The organism is Planktotalea sp., assembly GCF_049680325.1.
Lineage (GTDB): Bacteria > Pseudomonadota > Alphaproteobacteria > Rhodobacterales > Rhodobacteraceae > Planktotalea.
The window spans coordinates 1-3,336 of record NZ_JBAUHO010000389.1 but is presented as its reverse complement, the minus strand read 5'-3'; the positions used below and the strand labels follow the sequence as shown (position 1 = coordinate 3,336).

At 57.1% G+C, this 3,336-nt stretch carries 4 protein-coding genes; 3 read left to right on the top strand and 1 reads right to left on the bottom strand.

All coding sequences use genetic code 11. The features are described from left to right. Together WBC85_RS17320 and dctP are read left to right on the top strand one after the other, a co-directional pair. The coding region (locus WBC85_RS17320; protein WP_424440317.1) for a TRAP transporter large permease subunit at positions 1–275 on the top strand (275 nt) is incomplete at its 5' end. A 30-nt stretch (positions 276–305) separates the two neighbouring features. Further along, on the top strand, positions 306–1,364 hold the full coding sequence (gene dctP / locus WBC85_RS17315; RefSeq protein ID WP_424440314.1) for a TRAP transporter substrate-binding protein DctP: 1,059 nt from the start codon (positions 306–308) through the stop codon (positions 1,362–1,364). A gap of 157 nt (positions 1,365–1,521) precedes the next feature. On the opposite strand, the gene WBC85_RS17310 is transcribed toward dctP, so the two are convergent. After that, on the bottom strand, positions 1,522–1,992 hold the full coding sequence (locus WBC85_RS17310) for a tetratricopeptide repeat protein (protein WP_424440311.1): 471 nt from the start codon (positions 1,990–1,992) through the stop codon (positions 1,522–1,524). A 27-nt stretch (positions 1,993–2,019) separates the two neighbouring features. Between WBC85_RS17310 and WBC85_RS17305 the strand changes: the two genes are divergently transcribed. Beyond that, the gene (locus WBC85_RS17305; RefSeq protein WP_424440320.1) at positions 2,020–3,291 is read left to right on the top strand and encodes a cytochrome-c peroxidase; all 1,272 of its coding nucleotides are present in this window, start codon (positions 2,020–2,022) and stop codon (positions 3,289–3,291) included. Positions 3,292–3,336: the final 45 nt, after the last annotated feature.

Here is a 3,336-nt window from a genome sequence, read left to right as displayed (position 1 = left end):
TCCTTGGCCCGATCCTGGGTCCCATCTTTGTCGATCTTGGCGTCCACCCCGTGCATTTCGCCATCATCATGAGCGTGAACCTGACCGTCGGCCTTGCCACGCCGCCTATGGGCCTTGTGCTGTTCGTGGCCAGCTCCGTGAGCGGCGAACGGGTCGAAGCTATCGCCCGCGCCATCATACCATTCCTTTTGGTCGAAATATTCGTGATCTTCCTTATCACTTATATTCCGGCCATTTCGATGACGATCCCCCGCCTGACGGGGTTCGTGAATTAACTAAAAACACCAACTGGGAGAACCAAAAACATGATAAAATCCTTGACCAAAACGCTGCTTGCAGCAGGGCTTATTGCGGCGAGCTCCATCGCAGCAAGCGCCGCGGATTATACGATCCGCGCGACGGCAAACTCGAATGAAAACGACGAAGACTATGACGGTCTGGTCGTCTTCAAGAACTACGTCGAAGCCGCGTCTAACGGCGCAATCGAAGTCGAACTGTTTATCGGCACGCAGCTTTGCTCCAAAGGTGCAGAATGCTTGCAGGGCGTGGCAGATGGTTCGATCGACGTCTACATCTCCACATCCGGCGGCGCAGCGGGCATCTTCCCTTATGTACAGGTCCTTGACCTGCCCTACCTGATGGCGGATGACCGCGTTGCAGAAGCCGTGCTTCAAGGCGATTTCACGCGCAAAATGCGTGACATGGCGCTTGAATCTTCCGGCGGCAAAATCCGCTTGATGACAGTCGGCAACACCGGCGGGTGGCGCAACTTCGCCAATACAAAACGCCGCGTGGCCAACCCCTCCGATATGGAAGGGCTGAAAATCCGCACGGTCGTCGCGGACCTGCCGCAGGAATTGGTCAAAGCGCTCGGTGCCTCCCCGACGCCGATTCCATGGCCAGAACTGTTCACATCGTTCCAGACGGGCGTTGTTGAAGGCTCCAAAAACGGTATCACCGACATCATGGGCATGAAGTTCCCTGATGCGGGTCTGAAATATGTCACGCTGGACGGTCACGCCTACATGGGTGCGCTCTGGTGGATGAGCAACGACAAATTCATGGCGATGCCAGAAGACATGCGCGCCGTTGTGGTCGATGGCTTCTACCAGCTTCAGCAAGCGACGTTCGCGTCCCCTAAGCGCAAGTCGATTGCTGCCTATGAAGAGTTCGTCGCAGGTGGCGGCGATCTTTATGTGCCAACACCCGCCGAAAAGGCCGCTTTCAAAGAAGCCGCTGCACCAGTCTATGACTGGTTCAAAGGCAATGTAGATGGCGGCGAGGTGATCTTTGATGCTTTGACAAGCGCGGTTGCAGAGGCAGAAGCCTCCATCAACGCGGGCCGGATGGCAGACATCAAATAAGACCTGAAACCTGATCGAAAGTATCCCCGTCGGAGCCTCTGGCGGGGATATTTCATTAACGAGAAGACATAGGAGCCTTAACGAGCATTAAGGTTAACGCCCTGTCTTCATTTTGCAAAATAAACTCTCGCGCAAAGCGCGAAACCATGGCTACACTTTATCGAAACGGATACATCCAAACTCGGTAGTCATCGATCAGCACATGCGCTTTTTCAATCTGCTCGGCACTCATCTTCTTCACGACCTCTTCCTGAGAGATCGCAGCGTCGGGATCGCCGCCTATCGCGCTAAGCACATACCACATATAGGCGCGCGTCAGATCGGGTGCGGGCATACCAAGACCGACCTCATAGTACCATCCCACCCCGCTTTGCGCGCCCGGATGGCCCTTCATGGCAGAGCGCAGATACCATTCAAACGCGCGCTCGTAGTCCTGTTCAACCCCAAGGCCCAGCGCGTACATCACGCCGATCAATTCCTCGGCGTCCGCATTGCCAGAGCGGGCCGCGGGCCAGAACGCCTCGCGCGCTTCGACAAAGCGGCCCTGCTCCATAAGATCACGCCCTACTTCGATTTCCGCCATCAGCGGAGAAGCCAGAATTGCCAGCGTCGCCAAAAACTTGCGCATATTGCGCTCCTTGCACTGTTGCCGGGCATTGCGCTGGCAAATGGGTTACCTGCGCCGCTTACCCCCGATCAGTTTCATCCCAGTGATCCGCAAAAGGCAAGGATCGGGCAGTTACTGTTCTATGATAAAATCCTGAGCGGCAATCGCAACATCTCCTGCGGCACCTGTCATCACCACGATCTCGCTGGCGCGGACGGGCTAAGCCTTGGCATCGGCGAAGGTGGCACGGGTGTCGGCGCGAAAAGAACGGCAGGTACTGGCGAGGACCGCATCCGCAAGCGTATTCCACGCAACGCGCCTGCCCTTTGGAATATTGGTCACAAAAGCATCCGCAACCTGTTTCACGACGGGCGGCTGTCCATCTCTGATATCTACGGCAACGGCTATAACTCTCCGGCCGAGGAATGGCTTCCCCAGGGGCTTGATACGATCACGGCGGCGCAGGCCCTGTTCCCATTGACGGCGCAATTTGAAATGGCGGGCAATCCCAAAGAGAACCAGATCGCTGGCGCGGTGCATGACCGCATCGATGCTGCCTGGCCGATCATTGCCAAGCGCGTGCGCGTGATCCCCGAATATGCCGAATTGTTTACAAACGCCTTTGCGGATGTTCAAACGGCCCAGGACATCCGCATCACCCATATCGGCAACGCTCTTGGGGCTTTCATAAATTCCGAATGGCAAAGCTATCAAAGCCCGTTCGATGACTTCCTGAACGGCGGAGCGGCGCTCTCGGCGCAGGCTGTCGCAGGCATGCAGCTGTTTTACGGCAAAGCCAATTGCGCCAGTTGTCATTCCGGTCCGCTGTTTAGCGATCAGAACTTCCATGCGCTGTCCCTGCCTGCCTTCGGCCCCGGCCGCACACGCAGGTTTGATCCGATAGCGCGGGATGTGGGGCGCATGGGCGAAAGCGATCAATTGGAAGATGCCTATCGCTTCCGAACCCCCTCGCTTCGCAATGTCGCGCTTACCGCCCCCTATGGGCACAATGGCGCATTCCGCACGCTGCCCCAGATTATCCGTCACCACGCAGATCCGCTCGCCTCCAAGTCCAGCTGGACGCGCGATATGGCGCAACTTCCCGATGCCTCATGGCTCGAGGCGATAGATTTCGTAATCCAGTCGGACAGCCGCGAAATGGCGCGCCAAAATGCGTCGCTCGATATCACACCTGTCGCGCTAACCACCCCGGAAATCGCGGCGTTGGAAGCCTTCCTTCACAGCCTCACAGACAAAAACGCGCTCACGCGCCCTTTGGGCCGCCCGAACAAGGTCCCCTCGGGCCTTCCCTTAGATTAACCGCTGTCTTCTTTGGTCCAAAAATACCTTGGGGGTTCGGGGGGC

Bases quoted from the DNA above. Each gene is read 5' to 3' on its own strand.
- dctP (WP_424440314.1), top strand. From the start codon at position 306: ATGATAAAATCCTTGACCAAAACGCTGCTTGCAGCAGGGCTTATTGCG.
- WBC85_RS17310 (WP_424440311.1), bottom strand. From the start codon at position 1,992: ATGCGCAAGTTTTTGGCGACGCTGGCAATTCTGGCTTCTCCGCTGATG.